Here is a 16,162-nt window from a genome sequence, read left to right on the forward strand (position 1 = left end):
GCTTGCTGCTGTTCTGGCGGTTGAACCGGCAACAAATAACTCGATTAGTCTGTTTTGTTTATACCAACTTAGTTTGCTTTTTCTCATAGTGCTATCCTAAATAATTTTACTTATCTAGGACAGCCCCTTAAATTATATTAAACGTTTCTCATTGAATCGCTCAGGCCTTGGTTTTCCCTCATTATCACGGTACACGTCTGCAATTAAATCCTCTCTATCGTCCCATAAAGGTAAACGTGCCGTTGCAACTAAACGGCCATGAAACTTATGCGGTGGATACTCTCCATCAATTTCATCATTGATTTTAAAAAAGTGCTCTTCTCGATAATCGACGTAAGCATGCATTCTATTTTTAACATAGTTATTCCAATACCAGACTAGCTGTATAGCTGTGCGCGCGGGCTGAGTAAACTGTTTTAAGTTGACTGTCAGCGCACGTTTTACTGGTTCGTCGTTAGGGAAAACTCTAATACGTTGCTCGATAACTTCTTCTTTTGTTTCTGCGTACTCAAACACACCGCCAAACGCAATAAACTTTTTAAAGTCTTTCAAATACATAACACCGAGCGATAATTCAGTGAATCTTGATAAATGAATAATTTCATCAGGTTGTTTTTTTGCTAATTTGCAAATCTCATCAAAAATTAATAGTCGACGGATTTGTAAAGGTATTCGTTCATCTTCGTAGACGTAGTCCATGGATATCTCTCCTTATCAAAACACTATCATTGATCGATTTTCCTTATCGCACAAGGCTTTGTCACAAAAGACGATCACTTCTTTTTAAGCGCCTTTGTTAACTTAGCGGATATGAATGCTAAAGAAATTTTAATAAGGGTATATTGGAAATAGTGATGATAAAAATAGATAAGAAATTGAAGATAGTTTTTCAGATAGAAATTGTTGAAACGCTAAGTAACATCGTAGAAGTTAACGCAGAGAACGAGCAAGAAGCACTATCAAAAGTGCGAGATATGTATCGAAACGAGGAAGTTATTTTGTACGCAGATGACTTTATTGATACCAAGTTTAATATTTTTAAATACGATTAGAATCGCTTAAAATCTCACCATTTCACCCGATAATAATGTCAAACTGCTCATTGGCATGACACCGCGCAGCGCATTGCAAAAGAATAGCTTGCTTAAATGCGGTAGATCTTCCTCTTGCAAAGACCTGACAATGACGGGCTGCTCCGTACCAGACAAAGCATCAATAATGACTTGCCGCATCACGCCAGCGACGCCAGATTTCGCCATCGAAGGTGTATACCATTGACCTTGATCTAAATAATTCGGATCATTTTTATTGATTTCTAAATGGCTTGCGGGTTTTGAGGATTGCTGCTCTGATAATTGATAAAATACATTGCTCATCGTACCTTCAACCCAACGACCACTCATATCTTGTAGCAGCCCCTCACTGATGCTTGGTTTGATATTGTCTTCCGATACTTGGGCTTTGATGACTTGTAACTCACCACTTGCCAGCACATTGTCGAGACGATTGAGGCTTTTGAGTCCTGCTAATGGTGGCGGTAAGCAGGCAAGTTGCGAAGATAGGCAAATGGCAGAACTGATAGGCTGCATCGGGATTAAGCACCCATCAGGCAAGCGTAATTGCTCAGTTGTAGTAACGGTCATCGCAGAGGATTTTAGCCAAATCTCACAAGCGCTACCAGACGTGGTTGGCACATAGCCATAACCACGGACATCTTGCACGGCGCGAGTCACCATCAGTTTCAGCATGCCTTGTTGTAGTTGCTCGGCATGCGTCTGCAATAAAGCCATGACAGAATGACTGTCTAATTCAAGTTGTAAAGCTTCAGCATGGGAAACAAGGCGCTGCTGATGATAAGCCAACCACAGTATCTGCCCATCGATGACCCCCATCGTGGTAAAAAATCCATCGCCATATGCCAACCCACGATTGTCTAGCGATACTGTGTCTGAGATATCCGTCGTAGCACTTGATGGATGTATGCATAGCCAATTATTGAGCGGCATGATAGCGAGCACAGCTTACTTCTTATCTGTTTGGGCAGCAGATTTATTGATGACCAACATACAACTGTAGAACTCACATTTTGCCAGTTCTATTTTTTGACCACCGATGACTTTATTTTTGATAATTTGACCATTAAGCATATCAGAAATCAGTTGTCCGCCCTCCTCACCCATCAGTTGGCGGGCAAGCTTATGCGCTTTTTCGGCATGGTTTTGACTTATCTCTTTTTCTTTATCAGAGTCAGTAGGATTGGCAAAGTACCAGCCCAGTTCGAGATATTTTTCAGAATCAATCAGATCCAAATACGGCGCATCGGTATCCATAAAACGATATTTGGCGGCTGGATTACTGGCATAGTCGAGGCTGTTCTCGTCAGTGATCATCACCTTACCAAAAGTCGCTTTGATCTCATCTAAATTATCGACGGTCAGTGACGCTACATTTTTAGTGCCCCATCCTGCAACGTCATATTTCACTTGTGTACCTTGCTGAGCAGTAGCGCCGTCTAAATCGGCGTTCGGCGCAGCATTGTCCTGTACTAGCGCATCGTCAGCGACGCTTTGCTCGCTCATATCGGCATCTTGGTTTTGGGCGTCGTCTTTACTGCTATCACAGCCACTGAGCGACACGCCGACTGCCATTATCGTACCGACCAAGAGGGTCTGTAGGCTATTATTCCACATGGGCAATTTACTCACACTTTTAGATGATTCTCAAAATAGTATTAACGAGCAGGCAGATAGGCCGCTGATAATGGACATTATATTTTATAAACAAGCGTTCTTATACTTGGTATTTTATGACTCAGTTTGTTATGTCAGTTTGTTATGACTTGGTTTTTGACAGTTCAGTTACTGATAGTTATGCAACTGCTAAAATATCAATATAAAATTTTCATACTCTCTAGTTTACCCAACTGCTTAACACTTGACCACCCTTTACGTTACGGATAACGCTCCCAGACAGTACAGATTTGTTAAAGATATAATCTGTCAAAAAACCTACCTATTCAAGTGTTTACTCGTTAGACCACCGATTTGTCAAATATCGCGTTATCCCTTATGATGATTGTATATCGATGCCCTTCTACTGATTAATTTTTGCCTCTTATCGCAAGCAGACCTATTATGACCCAGCATTTTATCGTTATCGGTAATCCCATTGCCCACAGTAAATCCCCTGAAATTCATACGTTATTTGCAGCGCAGACGGGCATTGAGATTAGCTATCAACGCCAATATTGCCCCGATGATGCAGCCAGTTTTACCGCGGTGCTTGAGGCATTTTTTCAGGGCGGCGGTGTTGGAGCCAACGTAACTGTACCTTTTAAACAAATCGCTTATGACTGCTGCGCGGCGCGCGGTGGTTTATCAGAGCATGCCAAAGTTGCAGGCGCAGTCAATACGCTGTTACTAAATAAAGCGCTGGTAAAAAGTGGCGTGCCAATCACCGAGGCATTGTATGGCGATAATACCGACGGACAAGGACTGGTCAATCACATCGTAAGTTTGGGTTGGCCATTGAATGGTGCACGTGTGGCACTCATTGGTGCAGGCGGCGCAGCCCGTGGAGTGATATTGCCATTAATTGAAGCTGGTATCGCACATCTTACGATTGCCAATCGCACGCTGAGCAAGGCAACAGATTTAGTCACTGAGCTTAGCGCGGCAAGCACTGCTATTCATGAGCAGCAGATTGAAACTTGTCGCACGGCGGATTTAAATGGACCGTTTGATATTATCATCAATGCGACTTCTATTGGTTTATCAGCAGATACGCTACCACTAAGCGACACGCTAAACGGTGATTATGCTTATGACATGATGTACGGACGCACGCTGCCGTTTCTGCAGCATTTTTCTGTGCGTGGCGCGCAGATTTCTGATGGTTATGGCATGCTCATCGGGCAAGCAGCGCTAAGTTTTGAGCGTTGGACAGGTCATACGATCGATGTTGCGCAAGCGACCGAAGCGTTACACAATCGTTAATCGAAAATTGATATGAAAAAAGTCGCATGAACTTAGCTCATGCGACTTTGATTAACACTTGATTTCAAACGTAATGGTGATTTGACACTCATCAATTAGCCAAAGCGCGCCAGCAGCCAGTTTTCGATACGCCGTAGTGGTATGCGTAAGTTGGTTGAATGCATTACTACTCCGCCGCTCAGACCCACCAAGCAGCCAATCACGGTATCAAAAAGGCGCGTGCGAATCACTTCTTGATATGCAGACTCAGAAAACGGTAGGCCACTGCCGTATTCTGCAATAAATATCGTCAGCGGCGTGATAAATATGACTGCCAAACCATAATGTCGATCCACCAACGTCTCGATACAAAGCATCATCGTCAGTATCGCCAGTGCGACACCCCATATTGATAATCCCCAAGACAACATCCAACTCGCCAAAACCACACCCAATACTGTGCCAAGTAAACGATGTATTTGCTTAATCCACATGGTACGCAAATGAATACCTTGGATAATCAAAAAGCAGCTAACTGCTGCCCAATAGGGGTTGGACAGCTGTAAAGTAACGGCGATGAGCAAGGCTAAACTGACAAAACTGGCGACAATCACACTTTCAGTAATGGTATCTGGCTCGTAGCTATAAATAGGCGTCGGCGTCGCTGGGCGCGTCGCCAGTAAAAATAACGAATACAGCAATGCCATCACTAAAGCAAAGCTACTGCCAAGCATCACCAGTCCAGTTGCACGTAAGATGTCTTCCAAAGGCAACGGTATAAATAGCGCAATAGCACCTGCCATCATCACAAAAAGTCCCGCTGGCGGTGGCTGACGATAATAACGTCCAAAAATCACAATACCAAACGCCATGAGCGTAAATATCGGCAGCTTTAATAGCGGGACTTGCTGAGCAATTAGACCGAGCGCAAAGCACAGCGACATGGCAAAACCCCAAGCCATCACCGTTACCAATCGATACGGCAGCTTGCCCACTAACGGTATATTCAAAATAACCATTGCCCCCAAGGACGCTTTAATGCCTGACGATAAAGCACCAAAATAAGCGCCCACAAACACGGGGAAGCTAATCGCAATCGCCGCGATAATTGGCATATGCCACGGTCTCTTACTACGGTTCACTGTCAGCAGATGCGCCAGCTCCCCATCAATTAAAGCCTTTATGCGAGCAAATAACGCTGTCAGCCAAGATGCTCGCGTTGCCTCACGCTTGGATGCGCTCATAATTGGCTTTCCTTATATCGTAAATGCAGTTAAAAAATGTTTTTCTGATACGGCCACATCTATCATAGATAGCTACTTAACCACAGACACTAATAAAAATCGAATTCATCAATACATAAATTAATGTTTTGATTTAAAATATTAATTATGAATATTAGTTATTAGTTATATATTTGTCGCTATAGAAGATTTATACTGACAGTAACGCCGCGACAGCTGTTTTTTATCAAGGATGCCTTAAAGGCAATCAAAATGGATGAGCTGTTTTTGATAAATCTGAATGACGAGCCGTGATATCGTCTATTCTTACCCCAAATGATTAAACACCCTTTTGCATGAAACGTGGCTCAAATACCGAGCTAGCCATTTATGATAGCGAATAACTAAAGAGAGCGACTATGTTAACTTACAAAGCACCTTTACGTGATATCAAGTTTTTAATAAATGATGTTTTCGACTTTCAAACTCATTATAAAGATTTGGATAATGGCGAAAATGCCGATCCTGAAACCGTTGATATGATTCTTCAAGGGATGGCAGATTTTGCTGAAAATGTCTTAGCGCCTTTATATCAACCAGCAGATGCTGAAGGTTGTCATTTTGAAAATGGTGTGGTCACAACCCCTAAAGGCTTTAAAGAAGCTTATGATCAATTTGTAGAAGGCGGCTGGCAAGGTATTTCTTACCCTGAAGAGTACGGCGGTATGAATTTACCGACCTCATTGAACTTAATTAAAGCTGAAATGATCGGTACGGCGAACTGGCCATGGGCAATGTATCCTGGTCTATCAACTGGCTGTATCAATACCATTATGCAATATGGTACCGATGAGCAAAAAGAAACCTACTTGCATAAATTGGTCGAAGGCTCTTGGGCAGGCACCATGTGCTTGACTGAACCACAATGTGGTACGGATCTGGGTCAAGTTAAGTCTAAAGCCATTCCACAAGATGACGGCTCTTATAAGCTTAGCGGTACTAAGATTTTCATCTCAAGTGGTGAGCATGATTTAACGGAAAACATCGTTCATATTGTGCTTGCACGTTTGCCAAATGCACCAGAAGGCACACGCGGTATCTCATTATTTATCGTACCGAAATTCTTACCAACTACTGAAGGTGAAATTGGCGAGCGTAATGGCGTGACTTGTGGATCGATCGAACACAAAATGGGCATTAGCTCATCGGCTACTTGTGTGTTGAACTTTGATGATGCCGTGGGTTACTTAATTGGTGAGCCGAACAAAGGTCTAAAAGCTATGTTCACCTTTATGAACACAGCCCGTATTGGTACTGGTATCCAAGGTTTGGCGCATACTGAATTGTCATTCCAAAACGCGCTGCCGTATGCAAAAGATCGCCGTTCTATGCGCACCTTATCAGGCACAAAAGAGCCTGAAAAAGTTGCTGATGCCATCATCAACCATGCTGACGTACGTCGTATGCTATTGACCCAAAAAGCCTTTGCCGAAGGCGGTCGTTCGATGATTTATCATTCTGCGCGCTATGCCGATAAAATGGCACAAGGTATCATCAATGGCGATGATGAAGAGTTTGAAAAATGGGATGACAAATTGGGTTTCTACACACCAATCCTAAAAGGCTTCCTAACTGAGCTAGGTATCGAAGCGGCCAAACACGGTCAGCAAGTCTATGGCGGTCATGGTTATATCAAAGAATGGGGCATGGAGCTAATTGCTCGTGATGCTCGTATCGCCACCATGTACGAAGGTACAACTGGTATTCAAGCATTGGATTTACTCGGTCGTAAAGTGATCTTGCAGTCTAAAGGTAAAATCATCCGTGATTACACCTCAAGCATTATGAAATGGTGTGGTGAGTATGCACTTGATAAAGACATGCGTAAATTCGTTTGGGCGCTCACCAAGCTATGTGCTGAGTGGAATACACTAACCGTGCGCTTGATGCTAATGGCACGTAAAGATCGTGAAATCATCTCTGCTGCATCAGACGATTTCTTGATGTACTCAGGCTATGTCATGATGGGTTATCATTGGGCGCGTATGGCAGCGGTCGCTTATGACAAGCTAGAAACTGGTGGTACTGAATCACCAGAATTCTACAAAGCTAAGATCCAAACGGCTGAATTCTACTTTGATAAGTTGTTACCACGTACCTCGGGGCATGCCGAAGCTATGGTTGCACCAAGTGACAGCATGACAGCAATGAAGATTGAGAACTTTGCTTTTCTAGACTAAGTTTTTTAGAATAAGATAGCATCACAATTAAGCAGTAATGAATAAGAAAAGCGCCTAGCATGTAGGCGCTTTTTTATGCTTAACTAAAAGTACAGACGTTCTCATTAAAGCCTATCGATAATAAATATACATCATAGATGACGGTTAACGAGTAACTCATTATAGATAAACGGCCATTTTAGGAGCCAATCATGTTATCCACTGATTATCAAAAAACTTCTTTAACCTCATCAGTTATACGAGTGCTACTGCTCAGTACGGCACTGATCAGTTTTAGCGCAACTGGTGCTACGGAGCTGGCTAAAAACCCTGACACTCCTATTAGATTTGCCAAAGGCGCGATCAGTAGTACGGTCACTGGCAAATTAAACCCCAATGAAGATGAGCGCTGGTATCGCTTTGATGCCACCAGCTGGCAATATGCCGTTATTAATATTGCACCACTTACTGGTATGCCTGAGACAGCCAATGTCGGCGTATTACATATGCCAAACGGTACACAAGATGGCAGCAAAGGCGGTATCGTGTATCAAGGCTGCCTACCCGCAACCGGAGAATATCGCTTACGCATTGCCCGCAACTTGATGGCGACTGAAGGCAAAACGGCTGGTTATAAGGTTGAGGTAATGATATTACCCACATATGCCAGTAAATCTCTATGTGAGTACTTATAACAATTGATGAATCGTTGTTTCGGACGATATAAGCATTTTAGCTACCCAGCATTTTTTTATGATACACCGCACTAATTTCTTCAACTTCCACACATATCTGTAAGGCTGCTCGCCCTGATTGCTCTGCGCCTATCTCCTGCTCTATCGCCGTCACCAGCAGCCCTGCTAGCTGATTACGAATCACCATGTCACGACCAGTCATTAGTTTTAGATGCGCATAAATAAAGCCATACGCCTGCTCATCATCTTCAACGCCTACCAAAAATGTCTCAATGGGCACGATCCGTGCTTTAATATCAGTCGGCGTGCCAAAATGCCCACTGTCCCATAACGCTTTATTTAACGCTTTAAGCAATGATTCTTCATGAGCAATACTGACATTGGGCGTCATTTGAATGGTTAGATGTGGCATGAATATGTCCTTATAAAATATGAGTGAGGGGATAAAATATTAGCCATCGTTTCAGGATTGATTGAACAGCCCGTTAGCGGCAACGATTTTTAGTCATCAGTAACTTTTTAGTCATCAATAATAGTACTAAAGCTAGCAGCAAGGGTCTCAGCTAATTGTGCTGGTGGCAGCTCAATTTCTAAACCACGGCGACCACCGCTGACATAAATCGTTGTCTGCTCTGCAGCCGAGCTGTCTATGATAGTCGGCAAGCGCTTCTTTTGTCCCAATGGGCTGACGCCGCCTAGCACATAGCCCGTACTACGCTCTACCTGCTTAGGATCCGCCATTTGCACTTTTTTGCAGATCAGCAATTTATTCGAAGATAGCGCCTTAGCCGTTTTTTTAAAGTTTAACGTTTTATCCACGGGTAAGATAGCAACGGCAAGCGCACCAGTCTCTGTCGACACCACCAAGGTTTTGAAGACTTGTGACACATCCACGCCTAGCTTTTCTGCCGCCTCTAAGCCAAAAGAGGCGGCATTACTGTCATGGACATAGTCGTGTAATTGATAGTTCAGAGCGCGTTGTTTGGCAAGATTAATCGCTGGTGTCATAATATTTCAGCTTATATCAATGATATTCATGGGTAGATTTAAACATAATTACTCTATAGTGACTCTTGGTTGTCGCCGAACTATTATTGCGCTAAATACATTAACTTTCAATTATTTGAGCTTATTAAGAGCGACTTAACTCACTATATAGTAACCAGACCGTATTAATATTAGCAGTATATACAGACACTATATATCGCTTTGATGGCTTTTATGGCATCATAAGCGCAACATATTTGACTATTTTTGATACTGATTATGATACCGAAGTTCTTAAAAAAACGGATTTTTAAAGCGCCAGTCACAACCGACAGCGCTTCTAATACTGACGTCAATCCAATCGCCCCCAAGCCTTATTCCAATGCGCCGATTAATCAAATTTATCGCAAGCTATCGGGGCAGCTACTCGATGTCGCTGTTAAACCTAAGTTATTGGGTGAATTACCTGAGTTCGATACAGACGATCAAACGCTCAGATTTTATGTGTTGCAAGATTATTCGCGCTCCAACAGTATTTTGATTGACCTGCAGACGCAAGAGCACAATTTACCACCAGCATTGGTTGGGGTACATGATGCCGCCCATAATATCAAAGAAAACGCAGCCATCATATTTTTGAACCATCCAAGCGCCAAAGACAGTCAGCTATCGCCGCGCCTGTCACGTTTGGTGTCTGCTGTATTGCAATATCCAGAACTAAAAGTACGTTTGGTGCCCGTCTCTATTTTATGGGGACGCGCCCCAGAAAAAGAGGATTCACTGTTTAAGCTGCTGACCGCTGACAACTGGCAAGATCCTAGCATCACCAAGCAGCTCTTTAATATCGGGGTAATGGGACGTGACACCTTTGTACAGTTCCATCCACCTCAAGATCTACGTACCCTTATCAATGATAGCCTTAAAGGTGATGAAGAAGGGTTTTCTATTTTTGATTCACTAGCCGTTGATTCAAAAGAGAACTCTATAAAAGAAGGTGATGTAAAAGAAAATTCTGCAAAAGACAGCAATTTAGACATCACCAGTAGCGTGGGCGATGCTGACGAAGCACCAAACTATGCTTTGGTAGCGACCGCTGACAGCAATCGTGAGCTGGTACGTATGCTACAGCAGCGGCTTACGGTTTATTTAGACAAGCAGCGTGCCAGTATGCTCGGTCCTGATTTATCAGACAGGCGTAATTTGGTAGATAAGCTGGTGTATTCACCAGCTATCAAACATGCGATAGAGGCAGAAGCAGTAGAATCTGGTATCAGTGTAGGTGAAGCCCGTGTCTTGGCTAAAGGTTATGCCAATGAGATGGTCAATGACTATTCACATTCCATCGTGCGCGGTTTTTATAAGTTTTTAACGTGGTTATGGACGCAACTCTATGATGGCGTAGAAGTCCATCATTTCGAGCGCGTACGTGAGCTTGCGACTGACTATGAGCTGGTTTATGTGCCTTGTCATCGTAGCCATGTCGATTATCTATTGCTATCTTATGTCATCTACAAGCGTGGTCTGAGCATTCCTTATGTCGCTGCTGGTGACAACCTAGATGTACCCGTATTAGGGCCATTATTACGCGGCGCGGTTGCCTTTTATATACGTCGTAGCTTTCGTGGCAATGCACTTTATACCGCCGTCCTCCGCGAATATATGCACACCCTTATTACGCGTAACACACCGATTGAATACTTTATCGAGGGTGGTCGCTCGCGTTCAGGACGTTTATTACCACCGAAGATGGGCATGCTAGCAATGACAGTGCACAGTCAATTACGTCATTCTGAGAAGCCAGTGGTTTTCATTCCGACTTATATCGGTTATGAGCGTATTATGGAAGGTGGCACCTATGTTGGTGAGCTAAAAGGCAAGCCAAAAGAATCTGAATCTTTACTAGGCTTACTCAAAGTTGGTCGTAAAATTGAGCGTATCTTTGGTAATGTACATCTAAGCTTTGGCACACCGCTGCATCTTAGCGACTTTATGACAAAATTCGATGTGCCAGCCAATAGCTTGCCGACGGATCGCACCGATACCCCGCTCGATGATAAAGCCAGCGCGATGGTCGATAACATCGGCGTCAAAATCATGCAGCACATCAATAAGGCGGCGGTTGTGACGCCCGTTTCGTTATTATCATTGGTATTATTATCAGCGCCTAAAGCGGCTTTAGATGAAGAAATCTGTCGTGAGCAAATTGCCCTTTATCAAGGTCTTGCTCAGCAGTTGTCCTACTCAGATGATACCGTCATTACAGATATGAGTCCGCAGCAAATCATTGATTATGGTATCAAACTAAAGCTCATTGAACGTACGCCGCATATCTTAGGCGACATCATTCAAATTGCCGGCAAGCAAGCGGCATTGCTCAGCTATTTCCGTAATAACATCCTTCATGTCTTTATTCTACTTTCTTTCTTATCAGCATTAGTGGCGCGTAACGGCCGTATCGAACGCAGTCGTTTGGACAATATTGCTAAGCAACTCTATCCATTTTTACAAAGCGAGCTGTTCTTATATTACCCAGCACATGGCTTGGCTGATACCTTGAACAAAAAAGTCGACAGCCTACTCTCGCATGGTCTAATTGTCGAATTGAGTGATGGCGTACTCAGCGTCCCTGAGTCAAACAGCAAATGCTATCAGCAGCTGCAAGTGCTAGCGACGCCTGTCGGACAGAGCCTTGAGCGTTACTTTATGACACTTGCCCTACTCGCCCAGCAAGGCTCAGGCAATCTAACCGAAAGCGAAGTCGTTGATCTGTGTCATCTGCTGGGTCAGCGCTTATCTGTACTATATGCAGACGATATTCCTGATTTCTTTGACCGCGCCTTATTCACCAGCTTCATCAGCGCCTTGACTCGTCTTGATTACTTGCAAAAAGATGATGAAACTGGCGTTTTGACCTTTGATCATCGTATTAATGATATTGCTCGTCATGCTAAGTACGTGCTAACGCCTGACATGATGCAGATTTTGCAGCAAGTCGCCAGCTTAGATGAAGAAGAAATTACTCATGCGATTACTGAGATTAGTAATAAAAAGCAGCGTAAATTTGGCCGTAAGCGTTAAGCTTTGCGATTATCGTAAAAAAGAGTCAAGCATAGAAGCTTGACTCTTTTTTTATGAAAAAACCTATCAACTTACAAAATAGAATAAGTATCGACATATAGCCAAAGGCAAATATGGCACCAGTAACAGGAGCAAATGACCTACCTGTGTCTGAAGTCACTTTCATCATAGCCTGTTGCTGTGCCTCGCTTCTTTCATCCGACGTAAAAAAGCCATTGCCATCTAGATCAAAAACATCAAGCTTAGCTTGTAGATAGGCATCGGTAAAGTAAACACCGATTTGAACCAGCAACCACACCACAACGATACCAATAAAAAATATTTGCCAAGAAGCCAGATGAGATTTCTGTGAAAACTGATGCTTATAGACCATCACAATAGGTAATACTATCATTGCAAATATAGATAATAGTTGTGATATTTCGAGTGTTTTTCCCATGATTTGTCTCTTAAACAATAAAAAAGGCATAACCTAAGTTATGCCTTTTTTTTGCAAAAATAATGGACTATCTATGGTTTTTTATTGGATTTACTCTAAGTCGAAATCTTTTTATATTTCATACGCTTAGGAGTGGCAGCATCACCCATCGTCTTTTTGCGATACGTTTCAAACTCAGAATAGTTACCATCGAACCAAACTGGGCCTTCATCTTCGAACGCCAAGATATGAGTCGCGATACGGTCAAGGAACCAGCGATCATGCGAGACGACCATGACCGTACCTGGGAAGACCTGAATCGCATCTTCTAGCGCACGTAAGGTTTCAATGTCCAAATCGTTTGAAGGTTCATCAAGGAGCAAAACGTTCGCGCCCTGCTTCAACGTCTTAGCTAGCTGTAAACGGTTACGCTCACCACCTGACAATTGACCGACGTGCTTTTGCTGATCTGAGCCTTTGAAGTTAAAGCGACCGATATAAGCACGACTTGGCGTGGTGTAATCGCCAACCGTAATAATATCAAGACCGTCAGACACTTCTTCCCAAACGGTTTTGCTGTCATCTAAGTTGTCACGTACCTGACCAACATAGGCAACTTTAACACTTTCGCCCAAATCGACTGAACCCGTATCTGGCGTATCACGTTCGGTAATCATATTAAATAGCGTGGTTTTACCCGCACCATTTGGTCCGATGATACCGACGATAGCACCAGCTGGCACGTTAAAGCTTAGGTTTTCATAAAGCAGACGATCACCAAATGATTTGGAGATGTTATTCACTTCAATGACTTTATTACCTAAACGTGGACCGGGCGGAATATAAATTTCAGCTGTCTCATTACGCTGCTGGAACTCTGTTGAGTTCAACTCTTCAAAGCGCTGTACACGAGATTTAGACTTGGCTTGTTGACCTTTTTGATTTTTGCGAATCCAATCCAGCTCTTTTTTCAGTGCTTTAGCAAATGATTCTTCTTGCTTATTCTGCTGCTCTAAACGCGTGTTCTTTTGCTCGAGCCACTCAGTATAGTTGCCTTCATACGGATAACCATGGCCACGATCCAGCTCCAAAATCCACTGAGCGACGTTGTCTAGGAAATATCTATCATGGGTAATGGCAACGATTGTACCGCTGTAGTTCTGCAAGAACTGCTCTAGCCATGCAACAGATTCGGCGTCCAAATGGTTGGTTGGTTCGTCAAGTAACAGCATGTCAGGGCGTGACAATAGCAAACGGCATAGTGCCACACGGCGTTTTTCACCACCAGACAGCTTACTAACATCCGCATCCCAAGGTGGCAGACGTAAGGCATCAGCCGCTTTTTCGAGTTGGGTATTTAAATTATGGGCATCCCATGCTTGGATGATGTCTTCCATCTTGCCTTGTTCTTCAGCAAGCTTATCAAAGTCAGCATCAGGCTCAGCGTATTCTGCATAAATGGCATCTAAACGTGCGAGCGCATCTAATGCTTCACGCATACCGTCTTCGACGTTACCGCGTACGTCTTTGCTGTCATCAAGCTGTGGTTCCTGCGGCAGATAACCAATTTTGGTGCCAGTTTGCGCGCGTGCTTCACCACTAAATTCAGTATCCACGCCCGCCATAATGCGTAGCAAGGTTGATTTACCTGAACCATTGATACCCAAGACACCAATTTTGGCACCTGGGAAAAATGATAAGTTAATATTTTTTAAGATTTCACGCTTAGGCGGAACAAGTTTTGACACGTTGTTCATCGTGTAAATATATTGAGCCATTAACACTCCGATAGACTGCATAAAAGAGGCGAGCAAATCATACTTAGCAATGATGCCAAGCGTGCTGCACCTCAAAATCAGGGTTACAAATTATAAGCCATTATCGCATTGTGGCGCATACCCTGCAAGCCAACAGATTGTTTTAACGATTGTTTTACGGCTTTTGTCACAGAGTACTCAGCTTTCTAGCTAAAAGCGGTAACGAAACCTACTATTGAACCGTTTCGCTTAACATTCTGACTTATAACTGTTTTATAAAGACCACAAAAAATAGCATCAAAACTTTCGCAAATTTAATCAATAGCCGTTAGCATGTTAGGATAGCTTAACAAATTCGAGCGCCCTGACCTAAGTGATATCCGCTAAATTGGCGCACAGGTGAACACAATATTAATGATGTCAATCATTTTGATAGTATTAACAAAGGTACTGATAATATGACCAACGGCTATCGCCCTGAAATGATTCAACATGCATTTATCGATTTTATTGGATCACACTTACAGCCGTTTTGGTCTTTCACTGTTCCAAAGCTGCGCCTTGTTGCGCGATATACCCTTAGCGATGACTTAATAGCGCTCAGATTTGAGACCAATCATGCTTTTCGACGGCAATTAGTGGGTTCGCAACTTGGTTGGCAGGGTGGGCAACATCTTAACTTAAGCGTTCTTATTGAAGGTGTGTATCATCAGCGCAGCTATTCATTATTAGGTTTGGCGCACCAACCGCTCTGGTGGCACGACGTTACTACTGGCAACAGTATTAATAGTGGCGATAGCAAAAAGAAACCCCCTTATCTTGCGGTTACTATTGCTATTAAGCCACAAGGCTTGGTTTCGGATTATTTAACCAAACATATGGCACTTGGCAGTGTCATCAACAGTAGTGTTCCCAGTGGCTCTTTCACTTTGGCACAAACATCTATAACGGTACAGACAAAATCTGCTGCTGAAAAATCTGCTTCTTTATTATTTATCGCGGGTGGCAGCGGTATTACGCCCATGTTAGGACTCATCACGCAAGCACTGGACAACGGACATCAGGTGACGTTGCTATATTACAGTCGCACTGAAATGCTCCCGTTCAAAAACCAATGGCAACAACTGAGCATAGCTTATCCAGCTTTCACCTATCATCTGATCAATACCGAGAAATCTGATACTTATTTGGCTGGCAAGCGACACTTGAGCGTAGACAGTTTGTTGGCATTAAACCTGCCACTGGCAGATACGCAAATATTTGCATGCGGGTCACAGGCTCTGTTGACTGGCTTATATAAAGCAGCGGCAAAGGTAACCTTACCGCACAATAAAAACCTGCGCGATAATATCATTGTAGAAAACTTTGGTCATGCGTTGCCTGATTTCGATTTTGATAACAAACAAGCGCTCGATAGAAAAAAACACGCAGCACAACACACTGTTTATTTACGGGCGAGGCAACGGCAGTTTGACAGTAGCACGACAATATTGAATGCCGCAGAGAACGCAGGAATTCGCTTAGCACATGGTTGCAGACAAGGTATCTGTCAGTTGTGTCGCTGCAATAAAATCAGCGGCGTGGTCAAAAATATCCACACAGGAAAAATGAGCAGTGATGGTTATGAATCTATTCAAACTTGCATCAACATTGCCATGACTGATGTGGTGCTAGATATTTAGCAACACGGTGATAAAAATGAATACTCATAACGGCTCATAAGATAGAAACACAGCCTGCTGTTACCTTATAGCCTACGGTAAAAACTTAAACAACTTATTGAGCCGAACCCAGTACCGACTCTCCGTACC

The 16,162-nt window shown here is 43.2% G+C and carries 14 protein-coding genes and 1 pseudogene; 6 read left to right on the top strand and 9 right to left on the bottom strand.

What is annotated here, in order from left to right:
- A pseudogene (locus JMW94_RS10370) lies at positions 1-87 on the bottom strand (IS1595 family transposase); the annotation flags it as partial.
- Between the two features lie 45 nt (positions 88-132).
- Positions 133-699 (bottom strand): hypothetical protein, encoded by a 567-nt coding sequence (locus JMW94_RS10375; protein WP_087813851.1) that lies wholly within the window; start codon positions 697-699, stop codon positions 133-135.
- A 155-nt stretch (positions 700-854) separates the two neighbouring features.
- Here JMW94_RS10375 and JMW94_RS10380 point away from each other — a divergent pair, with 155 nt between their 5' ends.
- Complete coding sequence (locus tag JMW94_RS10380) at positions 855-1,052, top strand: DpnD/PcfM family protein (RefSeq protein ID WP_227685483.1); 198 nt, start codon at positions 855-857, stop codon at positions 1,050-1,052.
- A 6-nt stretch (positions 1,053-1,058) separates the two neighbouring features.
- Here JMW94_RS10380 and JMW94_RS10385 read toward each other — a convergent pair whose 3' ends face one another.
- On the bottom strand, positions 1,059-2,018 hold the full coding sequence (locus JMW94_RS10385; RefSeq protein ID WP_227685484.1) for an aminotransferase class IV: 960 nt from the start codon (positions 2,016-2,018) through the stop codon (positions 1,059-1,061).
- A 3-nt stretch (positions 2,019-2,021) separates the two neighbouring features.
- On the bottom strand, positions 2,022-2,690 hold the full coding sequence (locus JMW94_RS10390) for a hypothetical protein (RefSeq protein WP_201604348.1): 669 nt from the start codon (positions 2,688-2,690) through the stop codon (positions 2,022-2,024).
- 444 nt (positions 2,691-3,134) lie between these two features.
- Between JMW94_RS10390 and aroE the strand changes: the two genes are divergently transcribed.
- Positions 3,135-3,995, top strand: coding sequence for a shikimate dehydrogenase (gene aroE / locus JMW94_RS10395; protein WP_201604349.1), 861 nt, complete (start codon positions 3,135-3,137; stop codon positions 3,993-3,995).
- A gap of 95 nt (positions 3,996-4,090) precedes the next feature.
- Here aroE and JMW94_RS10400 read toward each other — a convergent pair whose 3' ends face one another.
- Positions 4,091-5,218, bottom strand: a complete 1,128-nt coding sequence (locus JMW94_RS10400; RefSeq protein WP_201604350.1) for an FUSC family protein — start codon at positions 5,216-5,218, stop codon at positions 4,091-4,093.
- 398 nt (positions 5,219-5,616) lie between these two features.
- On the opposite strand from JMW94_RS10400, the gene JMW94_RS10405 reads away from it, so the two are divergent.
- Together JMW94_RS10405 and JMW94_RS10410 are read left to right on the top strand one after the other, a co-directional pair.
- On the top strand, positions 5,617-7,437 hold the full coding sequence (locus JMW94_RS10405; RefSeq protein WP_201539451.1) for an acyl-CoA dehydrogenase C-terminal domain-containing protein: 1,821 nt from the start codon (positions 5,617-5,619) through the stop codon (positions 7,435-7,437).
- 191 nt (positions 7,438-7,628) lie between these two features.
- A complete protein-coding gene (locus JMW94_RS10410) occupies positions 7,629-8,111 on the top strand; it encodes a hypothetical protein (protein WP_201604351.1) in 483 nt (160 codons plus the stop codon).
- Positions 8,112-8,148: 37 nt separating this feature from the next.
- On the opposite strand, the gene JMW94_RS10415 is transcribed toward JMW94_RS10410, so the two are convergent.
- Both JMW94_RS10415 and ybaK read right to left on the bottom strand, forming a co-directional pair.
- On the bottom strand, positions 8,149-8,523 hold the full coding sequence (locus JMW94_RS10415; RefSeq protein ID WP_201604352.1) for a 5-carboxymethyl-2-hydroxymuconate Delta-isomerase: 375 nt from the start codon (positions 8,521-8,523) through the stop codon (positions 8,149-8,151).
- Between the two features lie 107 nt (positions 8,524-8,630).
- Positions 8,631-9,119 (bottom strand): Cys-tRNA(Pro) deacylase, encoded by a 489-nt coding sequence (gene ybaK / locus JMW94_RS10420; protein ID WP_087813858.1) that lies wholly within the window; start codon positions 9,117-9,119, stop codon positions 8,631-8,633.
- 258 nt (positions 9,120-9,377) lie between these two features.
- On the opposite strand from ybaK, the gene plsB reads away from it, so the two are divergent.
- The gene (gene plsB / locus JMW94_RS10425) at positions 9,378-12,176 is read left to right on the top strand and encodes a glycerol-3-phosphate 1-O-acyltransferase PlsB (RefSeq protein ID WP_201604353.1); all 2,799 of its coding nucleotides are present in this window, start codon (positions 9,378-9,380) and stop codon (positions 12,174-12,176) included.
- 25 nt (positions 12,177-12,201) lie between these two features.
- Here plsB and JMW94_RS10430 read toward each other — a convergent pair whose 3' ends face one another.
- Both JMW94_RS10430 and ettA read right to left on the bottom strand, forming a co-directional pair.
- Complete coding sequence (locus JMW94_RS10430) at positions 12,202-12,615, bottom strand: hypothetical protein (RefSeq protein ID WP_087813860.1); 414 nt, start codon at positions 12,613-12,615, stop codon at positions 12,202-12,204.
- Between the two features lie 95 nt (positions 12,616-12,710).
- Complete coding sequence (gene ettA, locus JMW94_RS10435) at positions 12,711-14,372, bottom strand: energy-dependent translational throttle protein EttA (protein WP_045443195.1); 1,662 nt, start codon at positions 14,370-14,372, stop codon at positions 12,711-12,713.
- 437 nt (positions 14,373-14,809) lie between these two features.
- Here ettA and JMW94_RS10440 point away from each other — a divergent pair, with 437 nt between their 5' ends.
- Positions 14,810-16,033: a flavin reductase family protein gene (locus tag JMW94_RS10440; RefSeq protein ID WP_087813863.1), complete on the top strand. Its 1,224-nt coding sequence runs from the start codon at positions 14,810-14,812 to the stop codon at positions 16,031-16,033.
- Positions 16,034-16,162: the final 129 nt, after the last annotated feature.

Origin of the sequence: Psychrobacter immobilis, from assembly GCF_904846185.1 — a bacterium.
Classification (GTDB): Bacteria; Pseudomonadota; Gammaproteobacteria; order Pseudomonadales; family Moraxellaceae; genus Psychrobacter; species Psychrobacter immobilis_B.